The organism is Nocardia sp. NPDC050713, assembly GCF_040654315.1.
Lineage (GTDB): Bacteria > Actinomycetota > Actinomycetes > Mycobacteriales > Mycobacteriaceae > Nocardia.
Map to the genome: position 1 here is coordinate 143,900 of NZ_JBFAHS010000010.1, position 23,392 is coordinate 167,291.

General features: G+C 68.0%; 21 protein-coding genes. 12 read left to right on the top strand and 9 right to left on the bottom strand.

The window, feature by feature from the left end; translation table 11 throughout:
* Positions 1–7 precede the first annotated feature (7 nt).
* Positions 8–469 carry a class Ib ribonucleoside-diphosphate reductase assembly flavoprotein NrdI gene (gene nrdI / locus AB0H49_RS19740; RefSeq protein WP_354999149.1) on the top strand — a complete coding sequence of 154 codons (462 nt, stop codon included), beginning with the start codon at positions 8–10 and terminating at the stop codon, positions 467–469.
* Positions 470–534: 65 nt separating this feature from the next.
* The gene (gene nrdE / locus AB0H49_RS19745) at positions 535–2,616 is read left to right on the top strand and encodes a class 1b ribonucleoside-diphosphate reductase subunit alpha (protein WP_354999824.1); all 2,082 of its coding nucleotides are present in this window, start codon (positions 535–537) and stop codon (positions 2,614–2,616) included.
* Between the two features lie 115 nt (positions 2,617–2,731).
* On the opposite strand, the gene AB0H49_RS19750 is transcribed toward nrdE, so the two are convergent.
* Together AB0H49_RS19750 and AB0H49_RS19755 are read right to left on the bottom strand one after the other, a co-directional pair.
* Entirely contained in the window at positions 2,732–3,724 is a 993-nt protein-coding gene (locus tag AB0H49_RS19750; protein WP_357253314.1) for an LLM class F420-dependent oxidoreductase, read from the bottom strand.
* A gap of 295 nt (positions 3,725–4,019) precedes the next feature.
* On the bottom strand, positions 4,020–4,781 hold the full coding sequence (locus AB0H49_RS19755) for a response regulator (RefSeq protein ID WP_357253316.1): 762 nt from the start codon (positions 4,779–4,781) through the stop codon (positions 4,020–4,022).
* Between the two features lie 171 nt (positions 4,782–4,952).
* Between AB0H49_RS19755 and AB0H49_RS19760 the strand changes: the two genes are divergently transcribed.
* The 3 genes from AB0H49_RS19760 to mgtE all read left to right on the top strand — a co-directional run bounded on the left by AB0H49_RS19760 (position 4,953) and on the right by mgtE (position 7,407).
* Positions 4,953–5,165: a type II toxin-antitoxin system VapB family antitoxin gene (locus tag AB0H49_RS19760; RefSeq protein ID WP_354999152.1), complete on the top strand. Its 213-nt coding sequence runs from the start codon at positions 4,953–4,955 to the stop codon at positions 5,163–5,165.
* A 76-nt stretch (positions 5,166–5,241) separates the two neighbouring features.
* Positions 5,242–5,766 carry a hypothetical protein gene (locus AB0H49_RS19765; protein ID WP_357253318.1) on the top strand — a complete coding sequence of 175 codons (525 nt, stop codon included), beginning with the start codon at positions 5,242–5,244 and terminating at the stop codon, positions 5,764–5,766.
* 276 nt (positions 5,767–6,042) lie between these two features.
* Complete coding sequence (mgtE, locus tag AB0H49_RS19770) at positions 6,043–7,407, top strand: magnesium transporter (protein ID WP_357253320.1); 1,365 nt, start codon at positions 6,043–6,045, stop codon at positions 7,405–7,407.
* Positions 7,408–7,411: 4 nt separating this feature from the next.
* Here mgtE and AB0H49_RS19775 read toward each other — a convergent pair whose 3' ends face one another.
* The 4 genes from AB0H49_RS19775 to AB0H49_RS19790 all read right to left on the bottom strand — a co-directional run bounded on the left by AB0H49_RS19775 (position 7,412) and on the right by AB0H49_RS19790 (position 11,777).
* Positions 7,412–8,341 carry a peptidase gene (locus AB0H49_RS19775; protein WP_357253322.1) on the bottom strand — a complete coding sequence of 310 codons (930 nt, stop codon included), beginning with the start codon at positions 8,339–8,341 and terminating at the stop codon, positions 7,412–7,414.
* A 186-nt stretch (positions 8,342–8,527) separates the two neighbouring features.
* Positions 8,528–9,502, bottom strand: a complete 975-nt coding sequence (locus tag AB0H49_RS19780; protein WP_357253324.1) for a peptidase — start codon at positions 9,500–9,502, stop codon at positions 8,528–8,530.
* 181 nt (positions 9,503–9,683) lie between these two features.
* Positions 9,684–10,640 carry a hypothetical protein gene (locus AB0H49_RS19785; protein ID WP_357253326.1) on the bottom strand — a complete coding sequence of 319 codons (957 nt, stop codon included), beginning with the start codon at positions 10,638–10,640 and terminating at the stop codon, positions 9,684–9,686.
* Positions 10,641–10,826: 186 nt separating this feature from the next.
* Complete coding sequence (locus tag AB0H49_RS19790) at positions 10,827–11,777, bottom strand: hypothetical protein (protein ID WP_357253328.1); 951 nt, start codon at positions 11,775–11,777, stop codon at positions 10,827–10,829.
* 486 nt (positions 11,778–12,263) lie between these two features.
* On the opposite strand from AB0H49_RS19790, the gene nrdF reads away from it, so the two are divergent.
* Positions 12,264–13,226, top strand: a complete 963-nt coding sequence (gene nrdF / locus AB0H49_RS19795) for a class 1b ribonucleoside-diphosphate reductase subunit beta (RefSeq protein ID WP_067781560.1) — start codon at positions 12,264–12,266, stop codon at positions 13,224–13,226.
* 120 nt (positions 13,227–13,346) lie between these two features.
* On the opposite strand, the gene AB0H49_RS19800 is transcribed toward nrdF, so the two are convergent.
* The 3 genes from AB0H49_RS19800 to AB0H49_RS19810 form a co-directional block, all read right to left on the bottom strand.
* Positions 13,347–14,204, bottom strand: a complete 858-nt coding sequence (locus AB0H49_RS19800) for a dioxygenase (RefSeq protein ID WP_357253482.1) — start codon at positions 14,202–14,204, stop codon at positions 13,347–13,349.
* A gap of 204 nt (positions 14,205–14,408) precedes the next feature.
* Entirely contained in the window at positions 14,409–15,494 is a 1,086-nt protein-coding gene (locus AB0H49_RS19805) for an ABC transporter substrate-binding protein (protein WP_357253331.1), read from the bottom strand.
* 72 nt (positions 15,495–15,566) lie between these two features.
* A complete protein-coding gene (locus AB0H49_RS19810) occupies positions 15,567–16,367 on the bottom strand; it encodes a VOC family protein (RefSeq protein ID WP_354999160.1) in 801 nt (266 codons plus the stop codon).
* Between the two features lie 263 nt (positions 16,368–16,630).
* On the opposite strand from AB0H49_RS19810, the gene ctaD reads away from it, so the two are divergent.
* From ctaD to AB0H49_RS19840, 6 genes are all read left to right on the top strand, one after another.
* A complete protein-coding gene (gene ctaD / locus AB0H49_RS19815; RefSeq protein WP_354999161.1) occupies positions 16,631–18,373 on the top strand; it encodes a cytochrome c oxidase subunit I in 1,743 nt (580 codons plus the stop codon).
* A 180-nt stretch (positions 18,374–18,553) separates the two neighbouring features.
* Positions 18,554–19,774, top strand: a complete 1,221-nt coding sequence (serB, locus tag AB0H49_RS19820) for a phosphoserine phosphatase SerB (RefSeq protein WP_354999826.1) — start codon at positions 18,554–18,556, stop codon at positions 19,772–19,774.
* Between the two features lie 89 nt (positions 19,775–19,863).
* Positions 19,864–20,313, top strand: coding sequence for a protease inhibitor I42 family protein (locus AB0H49_RS19825; protein WP_357253333.1), 450 nt, complete (start codon positions 19,864–19,866; stop codon positions 20,311–20,313).
* The gene (locus AB0H49_RS19830) at positions 20,314–21,090 is read left to right on the top strand and encodes an aminoacyl-tRNA hydrolase (RefSeq protein ID WP_354999163.1); all 777 of its coding nucleotides are present in this window, start codon (positions 20,314–20,316) and stop codon (positions 21,088–21,090) included. It abuts the gene before it with no gap.
* A gap of 329 nt (positions 21,091–21,419) precedes the next feature.
* Positions 21,420–22,253: an ABC transporter ATP-binding protein gene (locus AB0H49_RS19835; protein WP_357253484.1), complete on the top strand. Its 834-nt coding sequence runs from the start codon at positions 21,420–21,422 to the stop codon at positions 22,251–22,253.
* A 312-nt stretch (positions 22,254–22,565) separates the two neighbouring features.
* Positions 22,566–23,336, top strand: coding sequence for an NUDIX hydrolase (locus tag AB0H49_RS19840; protein ID WP_354999828.1), 771 nt, complete (start codon positions 22,566–22,568; stop codon positions 23,334–23,336).
* Positions 23,337–23,392 lie beyond the last annotated feature (56 nt).

Sequence of the window (23,392 nt, forward strand, 5' to 3'; positions counted from 1 at the left end):
AGAAGCGATGTCCACGGGGACCGCGCTGGTCTACTTCTCCAGTGCCTCGGAGAACACACATCGTTTCGTCGAGAAGCTGGGACTCCCAGCCACTCGCATACCACTGCACACCGCCGATTCGCTGCGCGTCGACGAACCCTACGTGCTGATCGTCCCCACCTACGGGGGCGGTCGGCACGTTCTGGGGGGTAACAGGTCCGACAAGGACTTCGTGCCGCGGCAGGTCGCCAAGTTCCTCAACGATCCGCACAACCGCGCCCTGCTGCGCGGCGTCGTCGCGGCGGGAAACACGAACTTCGGCGATACCTATTGCTTTGCGGGAGAGGTGATCTCGCGCAAGTGCGGGGTGCCGTATCTGTATCGCTTCGAACTCATGGGAACCGCTGAGGACGTCGACCGCGTCCGAGAGGGATTGGGATTGTTTTGGCAACAGCAACGACAGCGCCCGCCGGAAAGACAGCTCGCTTAGAGCAGCCCCCGGTGCGCGGCGCCGACGCCGCGGGCGAGGTACTCGACTACCACGCCCTCAACGCGATGCTGAACTTGTACGGACCGAATGGCGAGATTCAGTTCGACAAGGACCGCGAGGCCGCCCACCAGTACTTCCTGCAGCACGTCAACCAGAACACCGTCTTCTTCCACAACCTGGACGAGAAGCTGGACTACCTGGTCGACGAGAACTACTACGAGGCAGAGGTTCTCGACCAGTACAGCAGGGCGTTCATCAAGAGTCTGTTCAAGCAGGCCTACGCGCACAAGTTCCGGTTCCCGACCTTCCTCGGCGCGTTCAAGTACTACACCTCGTACACGCTCAAGACCTTCGACGGAAAGCGCTACCTGGAGCGCTTCGAGGACCGTGTGTGCATGGTGGCGCTCACCCTGGCCGCCGGCGACGAGACCCTGGCGCGTCAGCTGGTCGACGAGATCATCGGCGGCCGCTTCCAGCCGGCCACCCCGACCTTCCTGAACTCGGGCAAGAAGCAGCGCGGCGAGCCGGTGTCGTGCTTCCTGCTGCGCATCGAGGACAACATGGAGTCCATCGGGCGCTCCATCAACTCGGCGCTGCAACTGTCCAAGCGCGGCGGCGGTGTCGCCCTGCTGCTCAGTAACATTCGCGAGCACGGCGCGCCGATCAAGAAGATCGAGAACCAGAGCTCCGGCGTCATCCCGATCATGAAGCTGCTCGAGGACTCGTTCTCCTACGCCAACCAGCTCGGCGCGCGGCAGGGCGCGGGCGCGGTGTACCTGCACGCGCACCACCCGGACATCTACCGCTTCCTGGACACCAAGCGGGAGAACGCGGACGAGAAGATCCGCATCAAGACGCTCTCGCTCGGCGTGGTGATCCCCGACATCACCTTCGAACTGGCGAAGAAGAACGAGGACATGTACCTGTTCTCGCCGTACGACGTGGAGCGCATCTACGGCAAGCCGTTCGCCGACATCGACGTCACCGAGAAGTACTACGAGATGGTCGACGACAAGCGGATCCGCAAGTCGAAGATCAAGGCGCGCGAGTTCTTCCAGACCATCGCCGAGCTGCAGTTCGAATCGGGCTACCCGTACATCATGTTCGAGGACACGGTGAACAGGGCCAACCCGATCGCGGGCAAGATCACCCACTCCAACCTGTGCTCGGAGATTCTGCAGGTCTCCACCGCGTCGGAGTTCAACGACGACCTGTCCTACAAGAAGGTCGGCAAGGACATCTCCTGCAACCTGGGTTCGCTGAACATCGCCAAGGCGATGGACTCGCCGGACTTCGCGCAGACCATCGAGGTGGCCATCCGCGCGTTGACCGCGGTGTCGGACCAGACGCACATCTACTCGGTGCCGTCGATCGAGCAGGGCAACAACGAGTCCCACGCGATCGGGCTCGGGCAGATGAACCTGCACGGGTACCTGGCGCGCGAGCGGGTCCACTACGGATCCGAAGAGGGCATCGATTTCACCAACATCTACTTCTACACCGTGGTCTACCACGCGATCCGGGCGTCGAACCGGATCGCCATCGAGCGCGGCGCCTGGTTCGGCGGCTTCCCGGAATCCAAGTACGCCAGCGGCGAGTACTTCGACAAGTACACCGACCAGGCGTGGGAGCCGAAGACCGACCGGGTGCGTCAGCTGTTCGACGACGCGGGCGTGCACATCCCGACCCAGGACGACTGGCGCGAGCTGAAGGCCTCGGTCATGGAGCACGGCATCTACAACCAGAACCTGCAGGCGGTGCCGCCGACCGGCTCGATCTCCTACATCAACCACTCCACCAGCTCGATCCACCCGGTGGCGTCGAAGATCGAGATCCGCAAGGAAGGCAAGATCGGGCGCGTCTACTACCCGGCGCCCTACATGGACAACGACAACCTCGAGTACTACGAGGACGCCTACGAGATCGGCTACGAGAAGATCATCGACACCTACGCCGCGGCCACCCAGCATGTGGACCAGGGCCTGTCGCTGACCCTCTTCTTCAAGGACACGGCCACCACTCGTGACCTGAACAAGGCGCAGATCTACGCCTGGCGCAAGGGAATCAAGACGCTGTACTACATCCGGCTGCGGCAGATGGCGCTGGAGGGGACAGAGGTCGAGGGCTGCGTGAGCTGCATGTTGTGAGGCTTATGGCTCGATGAAAGGGGCGGCTTCCGTTGGGAGGCCGCCCCTTTCGTGTGCGGGTTGCGCTGGGGGCCGGGTGAGCCGACGTCGTGACGGGACTCGGTCCGCAGTCGAATCAGGACAGCGCCGGGATGACCTCGCGCTCGAAGAGCTCGATGCCCGAGGTGTCGTAGGCGGACTCGGGGAAGTTGAGGATCGTGTAGCCCAAGCCGAGATCGCGGATCTTGGAGAGGTTTTCGACGATCTGCTCCGGGGTGCCGACGGCGGCGGTGCCGCGGAACAGGTCGTCGACCTGCTTGGCGGCCTGTTCGGCGCCCACGAACGGGATCAGCCGATCGCGCAGGGCGGCGAGGCGGTCCTCCACCTCGGACTCGGTGGCGCCGATCGCGACGTTGAAGTTCGAGGAGCGGACGATGGCGTCGAAGTCGGTGCCGACCTCGGCGCAGTGTCCGCGCAGGATCTCCGACTTGCGCGCGAACTCGTCGGGATTGCCGCTGAAGTTGGTGTAGTTCGCGAACTTCGCCGCGATGCGCAGCGTCTTCTGCTCACCGCCGCCCGCGATCCACAGCGGAATCCCGCCCTCCTGCAACGGAAGCGGACGGACGATCGCGCCGTCGACCTGGTAGTGCTTGCCGTCCAGGGTGGCCTTGCCCGCGGTCCACGCCTGCCGGAAGATCTGCACGCCCTCGTCGAGGCGGCCAAGGCGCACGCCCGCCGAGGGGAAGCCGTAGCCGTAGGCGCGCCACTCGTGCTCGTACCACCCGCCGCCGATGCCCATCTCGACCCGGCCGCCCGAGATCACGTCCACCGTCGCGGCGACCTTCGCCAGGTAGGCCGGATTGCGGTAGCTGATCGCGGTACACATCTGGCCGAGCCGCACCCGCGAGGTGCTCGCCGCGAACGCCGACATCAGTGTCCACGCCTCGTGCGTGGCCTCCTCGGTGGGGACCGGGACCGTGTGGAAATGGTCGTAGACCCAGATCGACTCCCACGCGTCGTTCGCGTCGGCGCGCTGCGCCAGATTCCGCATCACCTCCCACTGCGCGGCGGGCTCGATCCTCACCAGATCCAACCGCCAGCCCTGTGGGACGAACAATCCGAAGCGCACAGACTTCTCCTTCGCATATCCGAGCGAGACCTGTCCCGGCCATCCTGCCGCGAACCCGCCCCACCCTGCCCACTCCCCACCTCGACATCAACCATTCCACGCGCCCCGCGCCGAACTCCCGCCGAGCGGGAGCCGAGGTCCGCCGATTCGCGGCGCGTTCTACCGGCTCAGCCGGTCTGCTTGGGATGGCCCGAGCGGGCCGGCACCACCCAGACGATTCGTCGTTCCGAGTCGGGGCAGTACCAGATGCGGCCGCTCGCGCTCACTTCGTACTGCCACTGCCGCGGTGGGGCGACTATCTGGGGAGGAGGCCGAGGGTGGCTAGCTCGCCGGTGAGGTCGGTGGGGGAGGAGGTGACGGTGCGGGCGCCTGCGGCGATGGCCTGGTCGCTGGTGTCGCAGCAGGCGGTGTGGGCGCTGGTGAAGACGAGGACGGGGGTGGTGAGGCCGCGGGCACGGACGGTTTCGGTGAGGCGCAGGCCCGCGTCGGGGACGGCGGAGCCATTTTCGGTGCGGTTCATGTCGGTGATGATCGCGCCGTAGCGGCGGGTGGACAGCAGGTCGGTGGCGGCGGCGGTGGTCAGTGCGGTGTCGACGCGAATTCCGTTGCGTTCCAATCGGTCGATGAGGAAGGCGTTGTTGGAAGGGTGGTCGTCCACCCACAGGATCGCGCTCGCGACAGGGGACTCCGGATGAGGCGGGGCCGTGCCGAGGTCCAAGGAGCTGCCGACGTCCTCCGCGGCGCCGGATCGGGTGTCGTCTCCGGTGCCGGGCAGGCCGCGGACCTGTCCCGCGCCGGGGTCGAGCGCACGTTCGGCGGTGAGCTGATCGACCTGCTCGCGCAGTCTGCGGACCTGGACCTGAAGATCCTCGATCATGTTTTCCTGCTGCTCGCTGACCTGCTTCATGTCCAGCTCTTGCCCGCCGATGCGCAAGGTGAACTGCCTGCGCGCCGCCGAGCTGATCACCCGCGCCAACGGACCGCGGAACATACACAGCGCGGCCGCCGCGAGCAACGGCCACAGCAGCGCCGCGACAGCATCGATCGTCTCGTTCACAGCTCCCCCTTGTGACGTGTCCCCAACGAGCACAACGTGTTTCGCCAGAACCCCGCCCGACTATAAGGTCCCCCCGGGTCCCCCACAACCCGGACCACCGCGAATACCACTGTCCACGGCGCGGAAATTCGGCCTACGATTCGAAGAGGGGCCGATTTGTGGGAGGTGCGCATGTCGCAGACATCGATCGATGTGGATGATGCCGCCCTGGCGGTGGTCGGTGTGCTGCTCGGCACGACGGACACCGAGGAAACGGTGAACGCGGCACTGCACGAGGTGATCGCGCAACGTAAGCGGCTGGCGATGCTGGAGCGGATGATGGTCCGTTCCCGCGAGAAGGTCGACCAGGCGCCTGACCCGTGGCGCAAGACCGTCTCCTGGTAACGGGGAACGTGGGAAAGCCCGGCGCTGGAACGAAATTCGGTGGCCGGTCAGCTCGGCCGAGGTCATGCTTGGTGCGATGAACAACGAACGACAGTATCGACTCGGCGTGGACTTCGGCCGGGTCATCCAGGGCGCCGCGCTGCCTTCCGGCGACGCCGACACCGTCTTCCTCGGCGGCGGCGACACGGACGCCATGCGAACTCCACCGAGCCCCAACGCTTTCGAGGTCCTCGCGCGCTTGGTCGCGCTGTTCGAGCGGCGCGCCTGGATCATCTCCAAATGCGGTCCGCGCGTGGAAGAACGCACCCAGCGGTGGCTCGACCACCACGACTTCTACGAGCGGACCGGACTTCCGCGCGGCAACCTCCGCTTCTGCCGGGAACGCGCCGACAAGGCGATTCACTGCGCCGAGCTCGGCATCACGCACATGATCGACGACCGTCTGGACGTGCACCGGGCGCTGCGCGGTCTGGTGCCGCATCTCTATCTTTTCGGCGTGCAATCCGGCCCGATCCCGGAGTGGGTCGAACATGTGCTGACCTGGGACGATGCGGAACCCGCTGTGGTGGCTTCGATCACGCCGCGACCCGCGGAAGGGTGACGACACGCCGCTCGCCGTGAAACATGGGGTTGAAACATGTATCCTTCACGGGGACGCATTCGCGTTCGAATTCTGTTGACCAGGTAAACGGCGCGCGACCGATCGGTCGCGGCGGGGACGATCAGGAGGTGGGTTGCCATGCGCAGTGAACCTCCCAGTCGAAGGCCGCGCGGCGCCGCCCCTTCGCATACCTGGTAGGTCTGCGTCGCCCGGGTGGGCGCCTCGCGGTGTGAAACTTCGTGCACTTTTCACCCCACGCTGTGCTGAGGACCTCCCATGTCGCAGATCGATCTCATCGAAGCACGCCCGGTTACGACCGAGTCCCTGCCGGACTTCGTCGCCGAGCACCGTGTCGACGCCGCCCTCGACTGGCTCGACAACCACCCGCCGCACTTCATCGCCGACCAGCTGGCCAGGATGGACGCCGTCCAGGCTGGCATGGCGTTCCGGCTGCTGGACAAGGATCTGGCGCTGGCCGTCTTCGAGGAGCTCGAGCCGGTCGACCAGCAGCAGATCCTGCAGGGCCTGCGTGATCAGAGCTTCCGTGAGCTGGTCGAGGGCATGGCCCCGGACGACCGTGCGCGCATGTTGCGCGAGGCGCCCGCCAAGGTCGCCAAGAAGGTGCTCGCCGGTCTGAGCCCGCGCGAGCGGCGGATGACCGCCGCCCTGCTCGGCTATCCCGAGGGCTCCGCGGGCCAGTACATGACGCCCGAGGTGGTCGCGTTGCCGCGCAACCTGACCGTCGCGGAGGCGCTGGCCACGGTGCGCGCCAAGGGCACGGGCGCGGAAACGGTGTACACGCTGCCCGTCGTCGACGCGGGCCGTCGGCTCACCGGCGTCGTCGAGCTGCGGGAACTGGTGCTGGCCCGACCCGACACCATGGTGTCCGAGCTGGTCGTCACCGAGCCCGCGTTCGCCCGCGCGACCGACTCCGCCGAGAAGGCCGCCCGCCTGATGCGCGAGACCAACGACATCAACCTGCCGGTGGTGGACAGCGAGGACCGCCTCGTCGGCCTGCTCACCATCGACGACGCAGTGGAGGTCATCGAGGCCGCCGACAGCGAGGACGTCGCCCGCCAGGCCGGTTCGGCGCCGTGGGAGGGCCACTACATGGCGGCGGGCGTCTTCCAGCTGGCCCGCTACCGCGCGCTGTGGCTGATGCTGCTGCTCTTCGCGGCGACGCTCACGGTCAGCGTCACCGATTTCTTCGAGGGCACCCTGGAGCAGGCCGCGCACCTCGCGCTGTTCATTCCGCTGCTGATCGGCGCGGGCGGCAACGCGGGCGCCCAGGCGGCCACCGCGTGTGTGCGCGCGCTCGCCGTCGGCGAGGTGCGGGTCTCGGACCTGTTCAAGGTGATCTGGCGCGAATGCCGGGTCGGTCTGGTGCTCGGATCCCTTTTGGCCACCGCGGGTTTGGTGATCGGCGGGCTGTTCGTCGGTCCGCGCATCGCGGTGGTGGTGGCGATCACCCTGGTGCTGATCTGCGCGTGGGCCGCCACCATAGGGGGCACCATGCCGTTGCTGGCCAAGAAGCTGCGCATCGACCCGGCGGTGGTGTCGGCGCCGATGGTGACGACGCTGGTGGACGCCACCGGTCTGATCATCTACTTCACGACGGCGAAGCTGGTCCTCGGCATCTAAGCCGCTACCGCTCGGGGAACAGGGCGAGCACCTGGGCCGCGACCTCGGCGGCCACCTCGTCGGACGCCGAGGTGACCTCGACGACAGGTACCCGCGGACCGTGGGCGGTGCTTCCCGAGGGCAGCTCGGGGCCGACTTGGGCGGTGAAGATCGGAATGGTGTTGTCGTACACCGAGACCGAACGACGGACGGGGCGCCCGTCGATGCGCACCTCGGTGCCCTGCTCGGCGAGGTAGTCGGGGATCCGGTATTCGTAGCCGACGGTGACGACCTCGTCCCGGTAGCGGAACCGGCACGCGGTCAGGCGCGGTTCGCCGGTATCGGCGGTGCCGGACAGCCGGGCGCGCACCGCGCAGGGGTCGGCGCCGAGCAGGACGGTGCGCACGGTGTCGGGTGACGTGCCCTGGACCGGACCCGCACGCCACCTGTCCAGCACCCCGGGGGTGAGCCGCTCGGCGAGCGCGCAGGGATCGTTCGCGGTGACGCCGAGATAGATGGCCGCGCCCGCCGGAAATCGGGAGGTGGTTCCGCACGCTGTCGCCGGTCCGGTCTCGCGGTCGGGAACGACGCGCACGCTCACGTCGCCGATCGGCTTGGTCGCGCCGGTCAGTTCGGCCAGTAGCGTCGGTGACCAGTACGCGATGACGACGTCCGCCTGCTCTTCGCGCTCGACCTCGGCGGTGCAGGAGTACAGGTCGGTCGTCACCCTGCGCACCTCGCCCAGATCGGCGAGGACGTCGCGGGGAAGCAGAGCGCACACGTCGATCTGACGGGCGCCCGAGGCGACCTCCTGGCGTTGCTGTTCGGTGTGCGCGGGCTGTGACCAGAATTCCGGGGGATGCGCGGGCTGGACCGGGGCGGCTTCCTCGCTCGAACCGCCGCAGCCCGCCGCGACGAGCAGCGCGGCGGCGGTCAGGACGAGTATGCGGTGCATCGGATCCTCCGTCCGCGATGGCCGTGCCCGATCGAGTGCTCGCCTATCGAGTCTGCCGTTCGAGCAATCCCCGCGCAAACATCACCGTCGTCACCGGGATCAGGCGGCCGCCACTGACTCGTCACCTTCTGGGCGACCTCGTCGGTGTCCGCGCGGATGTCGGCGCCGGGATCCACCGTGGCCGGTTCAGGAGAAGAGCGAAAGCGCTTGCCGCACGACTTCTTTCGCGACATCGTCGGATTCGGCATGGACGCTGACGATCGGCACGGACGGGCCGAACGTCTCCGACGGCTCGGCCTGCGGCAGGTCGGGGCCGACCGGCGCGTTGTAGGTGCGGATCGGGTCGTTGTCGCCGGACAGGTTGGACCGGTAGACGTCGTGACCGTCGATCGTGACAGCCGTGGCGGCGGCGGTGAGCACACGCCGGTATCTGTTCTCGTAGGTCAGGATCACCTCCTCGTCCCGGTAGGTGAAACCGCAGCCGTTCAGCGTTCGTTTGACGCCGAACTCGACGGTGCCGGTCAACTTGCCGCGCACCGCGCATGGGTCGGCGCCGTGCAGGACGGTGGGCGCGGTGTCGGGCGAGGTGCCTTGCTGCGGCCCCGAGCGCCACCTGTCGAGCATCCCCGGGACCAAGCCTTCGATCGTCGCGCACAGATCGGTCGACGTTTTGGTCTCGATGTCGAGATACACGCCGACGCCCGCCGGGAACCTGGCGGTCACGCTGCACCGCCGCTCCGAAGCGACGGTCCAGGTCGTGATGTCGCCGAGCTGGCGCACCGTACCGCGGTCCTGCGGAAACTGATCCGGCAGCGCGTTCGTCGACCACTTCAGCTTGGTGCCCTCGAGGTAGCCCGCAGGGCCCAGCGATGCCTTGCACGAGGTCGGCTGATCGTTCTCCACGGCGCGCACCGCGCCGAATTCGCTGAGTTGGCCGAGCGTCTCGCGCGGAAGCAGCGCGCACACATCGATCCGGCGGGTGTGCCGCAGCACCTCGTCACGCTGCTGGTCGTTCTCCGGGATCTTGGACCAGAACTCCGCTGCCACAACGGATTCCGTGGCCGACGCCGAGTTCGTCGCCGGTTCGGACTGACATCCGGCGGCGGTCAGGGCGATCGCGCCTGCCAGTAGTAGTCGACGCAGCATCGAGTCCCCCTTCATCGCAACGGATCCGAGATGGCTCGAACTCCCGCGAACCATCGCCGCCGAGTCTGCCCGTAGTGCCGCCGTCTCGCAAAACGGGGATTGCATTGGCCGGGAGCGAGATGCGTACATTCCCCAGGCCAGGGCGGATCGTCGTCCTCGCGGGTTCTCCCGGCTGGGTGGAGACAGCCCCCGCGTGTCAGGCGGCGGGGAACAGCGCGGTCGCCCGGCGCAGGACCTCTTCCACCACGGCCCCGTCGCGGCCGTACACGTTCACGACCGGGAGCTTTGGTCCCAGGAAGGACTCGGGTTGGGCCGACGGCACTACCGGTCCCACTATCGCGTTGTACGAATGGAGCTCGGTGGCGTCCGGATCGCCGTATCCGAGATGCCCATTTATGGTGAAGATCGGTTCGCCCTTGACGACCAGCGCTTCCTTGTCATAGGTGTACTGAACCTCGATGTCGTCGCCGCGGTACGGGAAGGAGCACTTCCACTCGCGCTGGTCCGCTACCGCCAGAGGGACGCCGAGTTCGTTCGCGACCGCGCAGGGATCGCGGCCGAGCAGGGCGGTCAGCGGTGTATCCGGCGAGGTGCCGTGCGCGGGTTCCTTGTCGAGCTGGGCGAGGATGGTCGGTATTACGGCTTCGGCGACCGGGCACGGTTCCGTGCCGAGGGGGGTCGTGACGAAGATCATCACGGCCGCGGTCGAGGGGAAGCTCGCGCTCGCGGTGCAATTGCGCTGGACCAGCTGGTCCTGGAGGTCGGGGTTGGCGTCGAGATCGCTCAACGTGCCGACCGTGACAGCGCCGATCGTCGTTGTGCGACCGGGTTCCGACTGTTTGATGCCGTTCGGTGCGACCAACAGCGACCAGCTCAGCTCGGTTCCTTTCCCGGCTTCGGTCGACCCCATCCGCGCTTCGCACCAATCGGGCCTGCGGACATCCACCCAGCGCACGGTATCGATCTTCGTCAGTTCACTGCGTGGGATGAGCGCGCACGGGTCGATCGCGCGAATCTTGCGCAGCAGTTCCCAACGCTGTTCGTCGGTCTGCGGGGCGGTGGACCAGTATCCGCTGGAACCGGTGGGTGTGGGTGGCAGGTCGTCTTGACAGGACGTGACACCCAGCAGGACAACAGCGGCTGCGGCGACCATCGCGAATCTGCGTAGCACAGTGACCCCCCTTGTGCGGCGCGCCGAGTGCGCGCGTTCCTGGTGCAGCAGTCTGCCCGCTCGTCGGCGCGCGTCGCAAACAGCCGCGGCGTGGCGCCGGTGAGTGGTCGGGTATTCCGTCGGTCGATGCACGTTCGACTGCCGTCGCCGCTGACCCGAGGCGGCCGCTCACGCCGCGGGGAAGTACGAGGCTACTTGGCGCACAACCTCTTCCACTGTGGCGGCGTCCTTGCCCAGGACGGTGACGACCGGAAAGCGAGGTCCCATGAAGGCGGGCTCCGCGGTGAATATTTCCGGGCCGACGAGCGCCGTGGATGCCCGGGCCTCGTCCAGATCCTTGCGATAGACGCGACGCCCGTTCACGATGAGCGGCTCGCCCTCGGCGAAAAGCTTCTCCTGGTCATAGGTGTATTCGACCAGGACGGTGTCGCCACGGTAGGTGAAGACGCACTTCCATACTTGCTGCGCCTCGATGGACGGCGTGGCGCCGAAACCGCGCGCCACCCGGCACGGATCGGTGCCGTGCAGAACGGTCTTCGGGGTATCGGGTGAGGTGCCCTGCCCGGGGGCACGGTTCAGATTGGCCAGCAGCGCGGGCACCACCTCCTCGACGACGGAGCAGGGTTCGGTGCCCAGGGGGGTAGTGACGAAAAGCATGACCGCTACGGTCGAGGGCAAGGTGACCGTGGCGGTGCATTTCCGCTCGACGAGTTCGTCCTTCTTGCTGGGATCGGCATCGACGTCGGCGAGCATGGTGACCTTTGCTGCGCCCACGGTGGTCGCCCGGGCGCCCTCTCCGATGTGGAGTCCGTTGGGTGCGAACAACAGCGACCAGTCGATCTTGGTGCGTCCGGTCGCTTCCATGACGGTGCTGCACCATTCCGGCCTGCGCGCCTCGACCCGCACCACCGACCCGAATCGGCTCAGGTCCGCGCGGGGAATCAACGCACACGGATCGACCGCGCGAACCCGCCGCAACACCTCCCAGCGCTGTTCGTCGGTCTCGGGCACCGTGGACCAGAACATGTCGCTTTTCGGCGAGGCAGGCATTTCCTCCAGGCATCCCGCCGATATCGCGACGAGGGCGAGGGCAACTACGGCCTGCGCGAACCTGCGCAATACAGCGAACCCCCCTTGTGCGGCGCATCGAGTGCGCGACTTCTGGTACAGCACTCTGCCCCAACTATGCGGTGCGGGCCAAACGGTCCAGGTGGCGGCGGCGGGGTTCCACCTGAGGTGTGTGGAGTCGGTGATTGGGGTGTTTCCCGGCCGTCTCGGCGGGTCGCGGGACCGATTCGGTCCCGGCAAACGGCCGCCGATGGGTGGACCACGGACCGGACGCGGGCGAGTTCTTCCGGCTAACTGCTGGCGATGGCTAACTGCTGGCGATCGATCCCCGCTGGCCGAGGACCGCTGCGGTCGCGCGCGGACGGGTACCGCAGAATGGGTGCCGCGCGCGGTGGTCCCACGGCGAAACGGTTGTCCGTGACGTGCGCCGCAGCGACACAAGGTGTTGTGCTGCATGGAGTTCTGAGCCACTAGGAGTAGTGTTCGGTGGTAGGAACTCTGTGACGGCAGCGTGCTCGGGAAAGGTGTGGAGGCAGGATGAAGCTGATCGATCGGGTAAGCGCCATCAATTGGAATCGGGTGCCCGACGAGAAGGATGCCGAGGTCTGGGACCGGCTGACCGGCAACTTCTGGCTGCCGGAGAAGGTTCCGGTGTCCAACGACATCCCCTCGTGGAACACGCTGACCGCCGACGAGAAGCAGCTGACCATGCGGGTCTTCACCGGCCTGACCCTGCTCGACACCATCCAGGGCACCGTCGGCGCGGTGAGCCTGATCCCGGACGCGCTGACCCCGCACGAGGAGGCGGTGCTCACCAACATCGCGTTCATGGAGTCGGTGCACGCGAAGAGCTACAGCTCCATCTTCTCCACGCTGTGCTCCACCAAGGAGATCGACGAGGCGTTCCGCTGGTCCGAGGAGAACCGGAACCTGCAGCGCAAGGCCGAGATCGTGCTGGCCTACTACAACGGTGAGGATCCGCTCAAGCGCAAGGTGGCCTCCACGCTGCTGGAGAGCTTCCTGTTCTACTCCGGCTTCTACCTGCCGATGCACTGGTCCTCGCGGGCCAAGCTGACCAACACCGCCGACATGATCCGCCTGATCATCCGCGACGAGGCCGTGCACGGGTACTACATCGGCTACAAGTACCAGAAGGGCCTCGAGCTGGTCTCCCAGGCCGAGCGCGACGAGCTGAAGAACTACACCTTCGAGCTGCTCTTCGAGCTCTACGACAACGAGGTCGAATACACCCAGGACCTCTACGACGAGGTCGGCCTCACCGAGGACGTCAAGAAGTTCCTGCGCTACAACGCCAACAAGGCGCTGATGAACCTCGGCTACGAGGGGCTGTTCCCGAAGGACGAGACCGACGTGAATCCGGCCATCCTCTCGGCGCTTTCGCCGAACGCGGACGAGAACCACGACTTCTTCTCCGGCTCCGGATCGTCGTACGTGATCGGCAAGGCGGTCAACACCGAGGACGAGGACTGGGAGTTCTGAGCGTCCACGCGTGAAGCCGGGGCCCCGCCGATGCGGGGCCCCGTCTTTATGCCGCTCAGGTTTTTCGGGTTTGCCGCTCAGCGGGTTCCGGTCTCACACGGCTGAGCGGGTTTCCCGAGTTCAGCGGCCGGGTGGCGGACCGCCGGGGCGGCCGGACGGCGGGCCGCCGGGTTTACCGAAACCCTCTTCGGGAGAGGAGTTCTCGGATCTCGCGGCGACGCCGATGGTCAGCGCGACCGTGAGGCCGGAGGCGGGTGTTCCGGTGACGGTGGCCAGCTCGGCGTCCCAGCCGTCGCCGAACACGTTGTCCGAGGCGAGCGAGACGTCGGACATGTTGCGGATGCTCTGTGCGTAACCGGAGTCCTGCGCGAAGACCGCCTCGCACGCGTCCTGGGGGAGCGCGATCTGCGAGGTGAGGCGGGCGTTGCTGCCCGCGACCGCGGTTTCCAAGGAGTCGTAGACCTCGAAGTGGATGTGCGGCCAGCGGCCCGAATAGCAGGCAGGGAAGATCGAGGTGAACGTCACCGCGCCGGTCTCGTCGGCGACTTGCACGCCGCGCAGGTAGTTCTGGTCGGTCACGCCCGGGCTGTAGAGCGAGTACGCGCCGGATCGGTCGCAATGCCAGACGTAGACGGCCATGCCCGCGCCCGCGGCGCCGTTCGCGAGATCGCGCAGCGAGAGCCGCAGTGTCATCGGCACGCCTTCCGCCACACCGGAATACGAGCCGAAGCTGGTGGTGATGTCGGAGCGGACCACCCCGGATTCGATGAGCACATTGGGCCCGTTGGAGCCGTCACCCGGGTACGGTCCCGCCGTCTCCTGCGGCGCCGCGCTCACCGCGCCCGTGTCGCTCGCCGCCGCGCTCGTGGTCGTGCTCGTAGCGCTCGACGTGCCGGTGGTCGTGGCCGTCGCGCAAGCGGTCGCCGCCGTCGCCGCCCCGGCGATCCCGAGAAAGGTCAGCGCTCGCCGCCGCGACATGACCCGCAGGTCGTGCGCCAGACCGAGATCGTGCTCGTGCACCCCACCATTCCTGTCCACCACATTCCTCCTCCGCTCGTTCCGCGTCGACAGCGAAGGTATGAGGCCCTGCTCGGACCCGACTGGGACATCGCTGGGAGTTCGCTGTGAGGGTGTGGACTTCGCGGTTCCGCGCGCGGTGAGTTCAGGGGAGCGGCTGTGCGATCAGTCGGTGACGTATCCGTTCAGCGTCTTCTGCAGATCGCTGAGCAGTGCGCGGGCGGCGGTGAGTCCGTCGCCGTGCCACACGCTGTCCTCGACGGCGAAGACGCGACGGTCGCTCGCGGCGCCCAGTTCCTTCCATTCGTCGCCGCGCATCACCTTCTCGCCCTGCGCTTTACCGGATTCACCGGCGAGCACGACGTAGATGATGTCGCCTTCGACCTTGGTGTCGAGGTCGCCGGTGGAAACGTCGAAGGACGCGCCGCGCTGGGCGGTGGGGCGCTGGACGCCCGCGTCCGCCAAGACCCTGCCCGCGAAACTGTCACCGCCCTGAACTTGGACGGCGTCGCCGGTGAACCGGACGACCGAGGCTTGACTCTGGTTGGCGGCGATGGCGTTTCCGATGTCGGCGGCTTCGGTGCGGTAGTTCTCCACGGCCGTGTTCGCCGCGCCGCTTCGGTCCAAACCCGCTGCGAAGGCGCTGAATTCGGCCTGCCAGCTGTTCGATGTTCCGACCAGCACGGTCGGTGCGATGGCTCGCAACGCGTCGAAAGTGGCCGCGCCCGAGGGCTGTTCGCCGATGATGACGTCGGGACGCAGTTCCGCGATCTTGGCCAGGTCGGGTGCGGCGGCGGTGCCGACGCTCGGGATCTTCAGTACGCCGGTGCCGAGGAATTCGGGCTGCGGACGTTCGCCGTCCACGGTCACCGCGCCGACGACACGCTCCCACAGGCCGAGGGCGCAGGTGGCGTCCAGCGCGGAGGTGGTCAGCACGACGATGCGCTGCGGATCGGCGGGCACCTCCGAGACCCCGGCGGCGTGCGTGACGCTGCGGGTGCCCGAGGCCTGATCGGGCGCGCTGGGCAGGGCGCAGGCCTTGGTCGTGTCGCGCTCCAGGCCGACGACGCCCGCGCCCGCGATGTTGGTGGTGGTGCGGATGATCGAACTCGCGTCGTCGGTCTGGTTACCGCAGCCGACCAGCACCGCGGCGCAGACGGCCGCGACGGCGACAGTGCCGTTACGGACGACAGCGCCGTAACGGGCGGCGACAACGCGATTTCGGGTGCGTACGAGTGCGCTCACCGGCATGCCGGAGAGGGTACAGGCGTCCGGCGACGCGACCGAGGCGCGGGGGCGGCCCGCGCCTCGGCGAGCGAGCTCTCAGGCGACGTCACCGCCGAGGTTGAAGATCGCGCCGGTCGGATCGGCGACGGTGGCCATCCGCCCGTACGGGGAGTCCTGCGCGGCCGAGACGACCTTGCCGCCGAGCGCGACGACCTGGGCGACCGCCTTGTCCACGTCGTCGGCGCCGAAGTACACGGTCCATCCCGCGGGCGCGCCGGGCGGCAGGAAGTCCGAGGCGTCCATCACGCCGCCGAGCATCGGACTGGTCGAGTGGATGGTGGTGTAGCGGAACTCCGGTGCGCCGGGCATCTCGAAGGTGTCGGACCAGCCGAACACCTCGCGGTAGAACGCCAGCGAGTTCTCGTAGGAGCGGGTGTGCAGCTCGAACCAGGACGGTGCGCCCGCGTGGTCGCGCCACTTGCCGCCCTCGACGATGGCCGCGGTCTCGAATCCGCCGAACGAGCCCGCCTGCCAGACGCCGACGCCCGCGCCGCCCGGATCACCGAGCACCGCCATCGCGCCGAGATCGCCGACGTCCATCGGCTCGACGATCACGGACCCGCCGTGCGCGCTCGCGGCCTCGGCGGCGGCCCTGGCGTCCGGCGCCGACAGATAGACGGTCCACCGATCCGGTCCGGTGTCGCCGTCGTCGTCCGTCCGGCCCATCCCGCCCGCGACGGCCTTGCCGTCCTTGCGGAAGGTCAGGTAGCCGCCGAATTCCGCGTCGGCGCGGTCGACGGTCCAGCCGAACAGGTCGCCGTAGAAGGCGATGCTGCGCTCGGGATCGGCGGTGTAGAGGTCGACCCAGACAGGGTCGCCCGGCTTCGGGGTGGTCATCAGCGGTCTCCTCGCAGGTGACGAAGGGTTGTCATGGATAGAGACGACCGCGGCGTCGCGAACTCATCGGCGTAGGCCGTGGGACATCCCGCGGACGACCGGCGAACAACGAAATACGACGCAGAGTAGGACCCGTGCTGTCGGCCGTGACGGCACCGTTTACGATCTCAGGAGCGCAAGCGAACTGTCCGCTGTCTCGGGAACGGGATGAAGGCGAGCAGCGGAGCTCGCGGAGCGACCTAAAGGCATCTTCAGGAGGATCAGTGACTGCGGTAGAGCCCAGACCAGTCCCTCAGTTGGAAGCGACTCGACCGTATCCGGCTCGGACCGGACCCAAGGGTTCTTTCCTCTACAAGATGGTCACCACCACGGACCCCAAGGTGCTCGGCACCATGTACCTGGTGACGGCGATCAGCTTCTTCATGGTCGGCGGTCTGATGGCGCTGCTGATGCGTGCCGAGCTGGCGCGCCCCGGCCTGCAGTTCCTCTCGCCGGAACAGTTCAACCAGCTGTTCACCATGCACGGCACGATCATGCTGCTGTTCTACGCGACCGCGATCGTGTTCGGCTTCGCCAACATCATCCTGCCGTTGCAGATCGGCGCCCCTGACGTCGCCTTCCCGCGTCTGAACGCGTTCAGCTACTGGCTGTACCTGTTCGGCGGCTCGATGGCGACCGCGGGCTTCGTCACCCCGGGCGGCGCCGCCGACTTCGGCTGGACCGCGTACGTCCCGCTGACCGACATCCTGCACTCGCCCGGCGTCGGCACCGACCTGTGGATCCTCGGCCTCGCCGTCTCCGGCCTCGGCACCATCCTCGGTGGCGTGAACATGCTGACCACCGTGGTCTGCCTGCGCGCCCCCGGCATGACCATGTTCCGGATGCCGATCTTCACCTGGAACATCGCCGTCACCAGCGTCCTGGTGCTGCTCGCCTTCCCGCTGCTCACCGCGGCGCTGTTCGGCCTGGCCTACGACCGCCACCTGGGTGGCCACATCTACGACCCGGCCACCGGCGGCATCCTGCTCTACCAGCACCTGTTCTGGTTCTTCGGCCATCCCGAGGTGTACATCATCGCGCTGCCGTTCTTCGGCATCGTCTCGGAGATCTTCCCGGTCTTCAGCCGCAAGCCGATCTTCGGTTACACCACGCTGGTCTACGCGACGCTCGGCATCGCCGCGCTGTCCATCGCGGTGTGGGCGCACCACATGTACGCGACCGGCGCCGTGCTGCTGCCGTACTTCTCCTTCATGACCTTCCTCATCGCGGTGCCCACCGGCGTGAAGTTCTTCAACTGGATCGGCACCATGTGGCGCGGTCAGCTGACCTTCGAATCGCCGATGCTGTGGTCGCTCGGCTTCCTCGTGACCTTCCTCTTCGGTGGTCTCTCGGGTGTCATCCTGGCCTCGCCGCCCATGGACTTCCACGTGTCCGACACCTACTTCGTGGTCGCGCACTTCCACTACGTGCTCTTCGGCACCATCGTGTTCGCCACCTTCGCGGGCATCTACTTCTGGTTCCCGAAGATGACCGGCCGCATGGTGGACGAGCGCCTGGCCAAGTGGCACTTCTGGGCGACCTTCGTCGGCTTCCACACCACCTTCCTCGTGCAGCACTGGCTCGGTAACGAGGGCATGCCGCGTCGTTACGCCGACTACCTGCCGACGGACGGTTTCACCACGCTGAACACCATCTCGACCATCGGCGCGTTCGTCCTCGGCGCCTCGATGCTGCCGTTCATCTGGAACATCTTCAAGAGCTACCGCTACGGCGAGGTCGTGACGGTGGACGACCCGTGGGGCTACGGCAACTCGCTGGAGTGGGCCACCACCTGCCCGCCGCCGCGGCACAACTTCTACGAACTGCCGCGCATCCGTTCCGAGCGTCCCGCGTTCGAGCTGCACTACCCGCACATGGTCGAGCGCATGCGCGCCGAGGCGCACGTGGGCTGGGGCTCGGGCAAGCACGCCACCGCCGTCCACGAGGGCGAGCTGGCGAAGCACTAGTTCGCAACACAACGCGCATGCACCCGCTGGTTCCAGCGGGTGCATGTGTGTTTACCCGGTGTAGTGCGTCGACGGCTCCCGGCTGACGGGCCGTTGCGCACGCTGCCGCTGCCGCGGGGCGTCGGCGTCCAATACGGTAGAGCTCAGCGGCAATCGAACACAGACTTGGAGCACACAGACTTGGCCGACACCACCGTTCTCGTCACCGTCACCGGACCCGACCGCCCCGGTGTGACGTCCGTGCTGCTCGCGGCGATGTCGCGGCACCAGGTGAGCCTGCTGGATGTGGAGCAGGTCGTCATCCGCGGCCGACTCACCCTCGGTGTGCTGGTCACCTGTCCGAACGACCCGGAAGAGCTCCAGGAAGAGCTCGAAGAAGCGATGAACACCGTCGGCATGAGTGTCGACGTGGAGGTGGGCGCCGCCATCGGGCGTGCGCCGATGTCCACGCACGCGGTGGTCATCCTCGGCGCGCCGGTCACCGCGCGGGCGTTCAGCGCGGTGTCGCGGGAGCTCGCCGTGCTCGGCGCGAACATCGACACCATCCGCGGCATCGCCGACTACCCCGTCACCGGGATGGAGCTGCTGGTCACCGCGACGGATACCGGCGCGGACACCGACTCCAGGCTGCGCACGGCGCTGGCCGAGGTCGCGGTCGCCGAGGAGGTCGACGTCGCGGTGGAGCGGGCCGGGCTGGCGCGTCGGGCCAAGCGGCTCATCGTGTTCGACGTCGACTCGACCCTGATCCAGGGCGAGGTCATCGAGATGCTCGCCGCGCACGCCGGTGTCGAGGAGCAGGTCCGCCAGGTCACCGAGGCCGCCATGCGCGGCGAGATCGACTTCGCCGAATCGCTGCGCCAGCGCGTCGCGACCCTGGAGGGGCTCGACGAATCGGTCATCGAGGAGGTCGCCGACCGGATCGAGCTGACCCCCGGCGCGCGCACCACCATCCGAACCCTGCGCCGCATCGGCTTCCGCTGCGGCGTGGTGTCCGGCGGTTTCCGCCAGGTCATCGAACCGCTCGCGCACGAGCTCGAACTCGACTTCGTGCAGGCGAACACGCTGGAGATCAAGAACGGCAAGCTGACCGGCCGGGTCGTCGGCGACATCGTCGACCGCGCCGCCAAGGCGACCGCGCTGCGCAAGTTCGCCGCCGAGGCCGGGGTGCCCATGGAGCAGACCGTCGCGGTCGGCGACGGCGCCAACGACATCGACATGCTCAACGCCGCCGGGCTCGGTGTCGCGTTCAACGCCAAGCCCGCGCTGCGCGAGGTCGCCGATACGGCGCTGTCGCACCCGTATCTGGACGCGGTGCTGTTCATCCTCGGCGTCACCCGGCACGAGGTGGAGGCCGCCGACGCGCGCGACGGGTTGATGCGCCGGGTGCCGCTGGTTCGGTGAGCGGGCCTGCGCCTTCGCTCCGGTCGGGTGCGGCCGGCAGGCACGTACGCTGATTGCGGACGGTGATCATTCGGCGATCGGAGAATGCGGTGCGGAAGTGCCTGGTTGTGCTGCTGTTCGGCGTCGTGCTCGCCGGGTGCGGCACCGATGATCACGAAGGGCACACGCCCGCGACGTCCACCGCGTCCGCGACCACCCAGCGTTCGGGAGATGCCATGGACGTGACCGAGGCCGACAGCGGGCAGAATCGCGAGCTGCGCACCGGGCAGCGGTTGGTCGTGACATTGCCCGCCAACCCGTCGACCGGGTACGGCTGGCGGCTCGCCGCGCTGGACCAGAACGTGCTGCGTCCCGAAGGCGAGCCGGATTACCGGCCGGATGCCGACCGGCCGATCGCGCCGGGTTCCGGCGGCACCGCGGTGTGGACGTTCGTCGGGAATGCCGCGGGTGTCACCGAGCTTGCACTGGAGTACGCGCGCCCGTGGGAGCACGGTGTCGAGCCCGCGCAGAAGTTCACGTTGAGGGTCGAGGTGGAGTGAATGAGCAGTCCGGAGAGCGGCATCGTGGACGAATTGTCCACGGGGGAAGAGGGATTCCGCATCCGGCACGCGGAACTCGCGCTCGGCTACGGCGGCGCGGGCGATCCCGACGACCCCGATCAGGTGCAGGCGATGCAGATGGTGCTGCACCTGCCCAAAGCCGATCCGCCCGCGCGCAGCGCGTTGCTCGCCGCCGCCGCGGCCTCGGCGGTCGCGCTGTGCCTGGACGAACGGGTCGGACCGGACGGCCCTTGGGCGCAGCGGTATCTCGCGTGGAAGCGCTCCCGCATCCGCAAGGTGGCGCGTCGCGCCCGCGGTGCGCAGTGGCTGGCGGCGAACGAGGTCGACGGCGTCACCGTGGAGATCGGCGGCGCGCAGGCGCGGGCCTTCGTGCCGAGCGCGGTCGGCGAGGTGGACCCGCGGATCAAGAAGCTCCAGATCGGCGGCACCGACCTCGATCACGACGACCCGGGGATCGCGGACCCGAATCTTCCTGTGCTGTGGGTGAACTCGGCGCTCCGCATGACGCTCGGCAAGAGCGCGGCGCAGGTCGGCCATGCCAGTATGCTGCTGGCGGCCGCGCTGCGTCCCGAGGACGCCTACCGGTGGTCTCGGCGCGAATACCATTGCGCGGTGCGCGAAGCCGACCCCGCGCGATGGCAGGCGCTGAGCGACCTGGTGCGCGCGGGCGGCGCGGTGGCCGTGCGAGACGCGGGCTTCACCGAGATCGCTCCGGGTTCGCTGACGGTGATCGCGGTGCCGCCCGAGGCCTGGTGATCCGCTCGCCGGACCGGCCGCTGCCGCCGCACTCAGGTGTGAGCGGTGGGTATTTGGGTATCAGTGACGGAACAGGACCGCGCCCCCGCTGTCTCCGGAGGTTGTCATGACGACGCTGCTGTGGATTCTCGCCGGATGGGTGCTGCTTTCGTTACCGCTGGCCCTCATCGTCGCCAGGATGTTCCGGCCGATCGGTGGGCCGCCGTCGGATCGACCGCGCCCCGCCCGAGCCAGGCGGCGCGCCTTGGTGGCTCGCGTGGCCGACCGGATGCCCGGTTCCGTGCGAGCGTTGTGGGTCGGTCGGACAAACCCGGCGCATGTGGGCCAAGATGGAGCGCGTGCCGCAACCGGATCCCGATCTGCTCATTGATTTCACCGACGTGACCGTCCGACGCTCGGGGCACACCCTCGTCGGTCCGGTCACCTGGCAGGTCGAGCTCGACGAACGCTGGGTCGTGCTCGGCCCGAACGGCGCGGGCAAGACCTCCCTGCTGCGCATGGCCGCCGCCGAAATGCACCCGACCTCGGGCATCGCCCACCTGCTCGGTGAGGTGATCGGCAAGGTCGACGTCAACGAGCTGCGGCCGCGCATCGGCCTCTCCTCGGCGGCGCTGGCCAATCGCGTGCCGCTGGACGAGAAGGTCAGCGACCTCGTGGTGTCCGCGGGGTACGCCGTGCTCGGCCGCTGGCGTGAACGCTACGACGACGTCGACACCGACCGCGCCATCGACATGCTGGAAAGCCTGGGCGCCGAACACCTTTCCGACCGCACCTACGGCACCCTGTCCGAAGGCGAGCGCAAGCGGGTGCTCATCGCCCGCGCCCTGATGCCCGACCCGGAACTGCTGCTGCTCGACGAACCGGCGGCCGGTCTCGACCTGGGCGGTCGCGAGGAACTCGTCGAGCGCCTCGGCGATCTCGCCGCGGACCCCGAGGCGCCCGCCATGGTGCTGGTCACCCACCACGTGGAGGAGATCCCGCCCGGCTTCACCCACGGCCTGCTGCTCAACGAGGGCGAGGTGGTCGCGCAGGGCCTGCTCACCGACGTGCTCACCTCGGAGAACCTCAGCGACGCCTTCCGCCAATCCATCGCCCTCGACCGCGTCGACGGCCGCTACTTCGCCCGCCGCGCCCGCCGCGCGGGAAAACACCGCTCCCGCTAGGCAGCACACGAGCGCAGCTGGCCTCGCGACGGGCCGGTGGACAGCGCACGTGCGGCCTGCGTGTGCCCGGTCGCAGACCGCGCGCCGACTGGGGTCTGGAAAGCCAAACGCGCCTCGAGCCCCCTCAGCCTGCGCTGCGGTCATGCGGCGCGGCGGGAGCGCACGTCGGCGTAGCGTGGTCGCTGGTCCTGCGGCGGCTGTGGCGGTAGACGCGAACCAAGCGCGCGTTAGGGTGCAGGTGTGAGTGAGACAACGACGTCGGCTGACGCGCAGCCGCAGGAACCCCCGGCCCCGAAGGACGCGTCCACGGTGATGCTGGTGCGCGACGGGGCGAACGGTCCCGAGGTGTTCCTGCAGCGACGAGTCGGGGCGATGGCTTTCGCCGCGGGCATGACGGTGTTCCCGGGCGGGGGCGTCGATCCCGCCGACAGCACCATCGAGATCGACTGGGCGGGTCCGGATCCGGCCTGGTGGGCCGAGCGGTTCGCGAGCACCGAGCCCCGCGCGAAGGCGCTGGTGTGCGCGGCGGTCCGGGAGACCTTCGAGGAATGCGGCGTGTTGCTCGCGGGCCCGACTGCCGACACCGTCGTCGAGGACACCGCCCCGTACCGCGAGGCCCGCGGCAAGCTCGAGCGCCGCGAACTCTCCCTCGCCACCTTCCTCGCCGAGGAGAAGCTGGTGCTGCGCGCGGATCTGCTGCGCCCGTGGGCGAATTGGATCACCCCGGTCATCGAGCCGCGCCGCTACGACACCCACTTCTTCGTCGCTGTCCTGCCGCAGGGCCAGCTGGCCGACGGCGCGACCTCCGAGGCCGCCGAGGTCCAGTGGAGCACCCCGGCCGAGGCGCTGGACCGCTGGCGCGCGGGCACCGACATCCTGCTCCCGCCGACCTGGTCCCAGCTGGACGCCCTCGGCCGGTTCGGTTCCACGGCGGAGATCTTCGCGGCCGAGCCGGTTATCGACGCGATCATGCCGGAGTTCACCGATACCAACGGCACCAAGATGCTGAGCTTCCCCGGCAACGACCGCTACTTCGCGGACCTTCCCGAAGCGGGCAAGCTCAAAGGTTCCGCCCGTCGGTAGCCGAGCGAGGCCCGCGGAGATGCGGGGTGCGGCAGGGGTGGAAGGTAGCGTGCGTG